General features: G+C 71.2%; 4 protein-coding genes. 2 read left to right on the top strand and 2 right to left on the bottom strand.

Annotated elements, in window-relative coordinates; translation table 11 throughout:
• Positions 1-149: 149 nt before the first annotated feature.
• On the bottom strand, positions 150-677 hold the full coding sequence (locus ACJA3G_RS31160; protein ID WP_406556390.1) for a MarR family winged helix-turn-helix transcriptional regulator: 528 nt from the start codon (positions 675-677) through the stop codon (positions 150-152).
• 182 nt (positions 678-859) lie between these two features.
• Here ACJA3G_RS31160 and ACJA3G_RS31165 point away from each other — a divergent pair, with 182 nt between their 5' ends.
• Positions 860-2,173, top strand: a complete 1,314-nt coding sequence (locus ACJA3G_RS31165) for an SgcJ/EcaC family oxidoreductase (protein ID WP_406556391.1) — start codon at positions 860-862, stop codon at positions 2,171-2,173.
• 87 nt (positions 2,174-2,260) lie between these two features.
• Here the strand turns inward: ACJA3G_RS31165 and ACJA3G_RS31170 are convergent, their stop codons facing one another.
• Positions 2,261-2,749, bottom strand: a complete 489-nt coding sequence (locus ACJA3G_RS31170; protein WP_406556392.1) for a DUF5709 domain-containing protein — start codon at positions 2,747-2,749, stop codon at positions 2,261-2,263.
• Positions 2,750-2,960: 211 nt separating this feature from the next.
• On the opposite strand from ACJA3G_RS31170, the gene ACJA3G_RS31175 reads away from it, so the two are divergent.
• Positions 2,961-4,427, top strand: coding sequence for an aminotransferase class I/II-fold pyridoxal phosphate-dependent enzyme (locus tag ACJA3G_RS31175; protein WP_406556393.1), 1,467 nt, complete (start codon positions 2,961-2,963; stop codon positions 4,425-4,427).
• Positions 4,428-4,455: the final 28 nt, after the last annotated feature.

A 4,455-nucleotide genomic window follows, 5' to 3' on the forward strand; every position in this document is an offset into this window, starting at 1 on the left:
CCCCCCCCCGCCCCCCACGCAGGGCGCGTACTGGAGCGGACCGCGCGGCCGATGAGCGGTTGTGGCATGTGGGCGCCATGGACGGCCCCCTGGCGGTTCCCCGCTTGCCCCTGCCCATGGAGGGGGCAGGCGATCACGAGCCTGTCGTATCAGCCCGTCGCCGGTGTCTGCGGCTGGTCGCCGAGGGAGATCAGCAAGGTGCGCAGGAGGCCCTCAAGTTGTGTGCGCTCGGTGGGGGCCAGACCGTCGAGGAGGCGTTCCTCGTTGGCCAAGTGGTGTCCTACGAGCTCCTCGGTGGCGCGGATGCCCGCGTCCGTCAGGGAGATGAGGACACGGCGCCGGTGAGTGGAGTCGACCTCGCGGTCGACCAGGCCCTTGTCGGCGAGCCGGTCGATACGGTTGGTGAGCGCGGCGGAGCTCACCATCGCGGCTGTGCTGAGCTCTCCCGCGCTGACCGTGTACGGCGGCCCGGAGCGGTAGAGCGTCGCGAGGACGTCGAACTCCCACGGCTCGACGCCGTACTGGGCGAAGTGCTCCTTGAGAGCCCGCTCAAGCAGACGGGACGCGCGTGAGAGACGGCCGATCACGGCCATCGGTGAGCAGTCGAGGTCGGGTCGGACCTCCTGCCACTGCCGGATGATCGCGTCCACGCCGTCGCCCTGTGGGGTTGCCGCCATGTGTCCTCCCTTGAGGGGTCCTGCCTCGCCCGACCTGCGTGCCGAGCCTGCTTCGCCCTGAGCTTAACATTTCGACGTCGAAGTTTTTGACATCACGGTGGGCCTGTGTCTAATATTTCGACATCGAAGTTTTCGACCGGCGCTCAACCGCAGCGCTCGGCTTCCGCGAAAGGGTGATCTCCGTGAAGGTCCTTCTCATCGGCGCCTCCGGCTACATCGGCTCGGCCGTCTCCGCGCACCTGGCCGACGCCGGTCATCAGGTGGTCGCCCTGGTGCGTACCGCCGGACGCAAGGACACGGGACATGAGCAGCGCGTCGGAGACCTGACCGACCCCGCCTCGCTCACCCGGGCGGTCACCTCCGACATCGACGCCGTGGTCGACCTCGCGCCCCCGACCGGTGACGCCGAGGTGGACGCCGCGGCCATCACCGCCCTCACCGACCCGCTGCGCGGCACCGGGCGCGCGTTCGTGTACGCCAGCGGGGTGTGGGTCCTCGGGGCCACCGGCCCCGAAGCCGCCGACGAGAGCGCACCGGTCAACCCGCTGCCCATCGTCGGATACCGCCCGGCGATCGAGCGCCAGGTGCTCGACACCGCCGCGGATGGCGTGCGGGCCACGGTGATCCGTCCCGGGATCGTGCACGGAAACGGCGGCGGCATACCCGCGCTGCTCGTCGAACTCGCCCGTAAGCACGGCGTCGGTACGTATGTCGGCGAGGAGTCCGTGCACTGGCCGATGGTGCACGTCGACGACCTGGCCGACCTGTTCGTCGCAGCCGTGGAGAAGGCGCCCGCCGGCACGCTGTGGCACGGCGTCACCGAGCCCGCGGTCGCGGTACGCGACCTGGCGGCGGCGGCCGGAGCCGCGGCCGGGGTCGGCGGCGAGCCGCAGTCGTGGCCCCTGGAGGACGCCCGCGCGGAGCTCGGCGCGCCGTTCGCCGACGCGCTCGCCCTCGACCAGACCGTGAGCGGGGACGCGGCGCGCGAAAACCTCGGGTGGCTGCCGCGGCGTGCGGGAGCCGTCGCGGACGTCCGCGAGCTCTCCTACCTCCCGGTGGACACGACCGGCATCGAGGTGTTCGGCGCGGCGGACGGGCAGCAGGGCGACGTCGAGGCCATCGTCCGCTCCGTGGCCGAAGTCCAGTACGCGCAGCAGAACGAACTGGTCGACGCGTTCATGAGCAACTTCCGCACCCAGCACCCGGTGTGGACGACCGCGCACGGCAAGCGGCTGTCGGGGTGGGACGAGATCGACGCCTTCACCCGCCAGGTGCTGCCCGGCGCGATGGCGCAGTCGACGGCCACCTACGAGGTCGTGCGGATCCTGTTCATCCGCCCGGACGTCGCCGCGGTCAACGTCCACCAGCGTCCGGTCAGCCTCGACGGGCAGCCCCTCAAGGACCAGCCGGAGGGCCGCCCGATGTACGTCCTCGCCAAGGAGAACGGACGCTGGCGGATCGCGGCAGCGCAGAACACCCGGGTCTTCTCCGGCTGACACACCGGATGCCCGCCCGCGCGGCGGCCCGGCCCCGATGGCACACCCATCGGGGCCGGGCCGCTGCCCATGGGGCCGCCGGCCCCGTCACTCCCGGTTCTCGTCGGCCGGTGGCAGGTCCTCGTCGCGGATGATGTGCATCGCGGCCTCCTCGGCGCCCGCCGCACCACCGTCGATGCCCTCGTCGGTGGCGACGACCTCCTTGGTGGTATCCGGATGGGCGCCCTCGTCCGGGGCCACGAGCCGTCCCGCGCGCCTCTCGCCGGACTCGGGATCCACGGGCTCGCCCTCTCCCCCGGGGAGGTCGCCGATGCCGTCACCCGGCGGTGGCTGCACGTCCGGGACCTCCTGTTCCAGCCGCTCGTCAAGCGTCTCGCCCTCGCGCTGCTCGCGGGCCGTGGTGCCCGTCTTGGTGACGCCCAGGGGCTTCTCGGGCGGCGAATAGCCCTCATCGAGCATGTCGTCGTACGTACGCTCGTCCAACGCGTCCTGGAGGTCCAGCGGGGACGCGTCCTCCTGCTCCTCGTTGGTACCGGTGGGCTGGTAGGCGTCGTCCGCCCTGTTCTGGTCGCTCATGACTACCTCGCGTCAGGGGTCTCGTTGAGATCGCGCTTCGCCCTCTGATCGTCGCGCGTAGATCCTCGGAGTGCCCGCGGCACACTCCCGCAAACGCGCCACCGCGAGATCACCCGCGTTCTCCCGATCCTGGTCCGACTGTGGGAGACAACGCCGTAAAACCCGCGTCGCGAGGCGTTTAGGAAGGCACCTTCGCAAGAACACATCACTCATGGACCACTCGAAGGCTCCCGTACTGGAAGCGCTGGCCGCCTACCACGCCGAGGGACAGACACCGTTCACCCCGCCCGGCCACAAGCAGGGACGCGGCGCCGATCCACGCGTGCGCGCGGTGCTCGGTGACGCGGTCTTCCGCTCGGACGTGCTCGCCACCAGCGGCCTGGACGACCGCACCTCGTCGCACGGCGTCATCGAACGGGCCCAGGAGCTGATGGCGGACGCCGTCGGAGCCCAGCACACATTCTTCTCCACCTGTGGCAGCTCCCTGTCGATCAAGTCGGCCATGCTGTCCGTCGCGGGCCCGCACGAGAAGCTGCTCGTCGGACGGGACGCGCACAAGGCCGTGGTCTCCGGGCTCGTCCTCGCCGGCATCCGCCCGGTCTGGGTGGATCCGCAGTGGGACCCGGACCGCCACCTGGCGCACCCACCGTCGCCGGACGCGTACCGGGCGGCACTGACCGAGCACCCCGACGCCCGCGGCGCGCTGGTGACAACCCCCACCCCGTACGGCACCTGCTCGGACCTGGCGGCTATCGCCGAGACCTGTCACGAGCACGGTGTCCCGCTCATCGTCGACGAGGCGTGGGGCGCGCACCTGCCCTTCCACCCGGACCTGCCCACCTGGGCCATGGACGCCGGTGCGGACGTGTGTGTCACCTCGGTGCACAAGATGGGCTCCGGACTGGAACAGGGCTCCGTCTTCCACCTCCAGGGCGATCTGGTCCAGGCGCACGTCCTCCAGAGCCGCGAGGACCTGCTGGGCACCACCAGCCCCTCCGTACTGCTGTACGCCGCACTCGACGGCTGGCGCCGGCAGATGGTCGAGCACGGACGGGAGCTGTATGACGCCACGCTCGCCCTGGCCATGCGGACGCGCGCCCGCATCGGGGAGTTGGACGGACTGCACGTGCATGGGAGGGAGGACTTCTGCGGCCCGGGGCGTGCCTTCGACCTCGACCCGCTCCAGATCACCATGGATGTCACGGCTCTGGGAACGACCGGGTACCGACTGGCGGACTGGCTGCGCGAGCACCACCGCGTCAATCTGCACCTGGCGGACCACCGGCGGATCAGCGCCCAGCTGACCCACGCCGACGACGAGCGCAGTGTGGACAAGCTGCTGACGGCGCTGTCGGACATGGTGGCCCACGCCGCGGATCTGCGTCCCGCCGCCGAGGTGGAGGTGCCCGACCCGCAGGAGCTGCGGCTGGAGCAGGCGCTGCTGCCGCGCGACGCCTACTTCGGGCCTGTCGAACAGGTGCCGTTGCAGAAGGCCGTGGGCCGGATCTCCGCCGAGATGCTGACTCCGTACCCGCCGGGGATCCCCGCCGCCCTGCCCGGTGAGCGGCTGAACGACGCCGTGGTGCGCTATCTGCGGACCGGCGTGGACGCGGGCATGGTGATCCCGGACGCCGCCGACCCGGAACTCACGTCGGTGCGGGTGGCCGTGGAGGAGTGAGGCGAGGCGCCTGGGACCCTGTCCCGCC

The organism is Streptomyces sp. YS-3 (assembly GCF_045257485.1).
Lineage (GTDB): Bacteria > Actinomycetota > Actinomycetes > Streptomycetales > Streptomycetaceae > Streptomyces.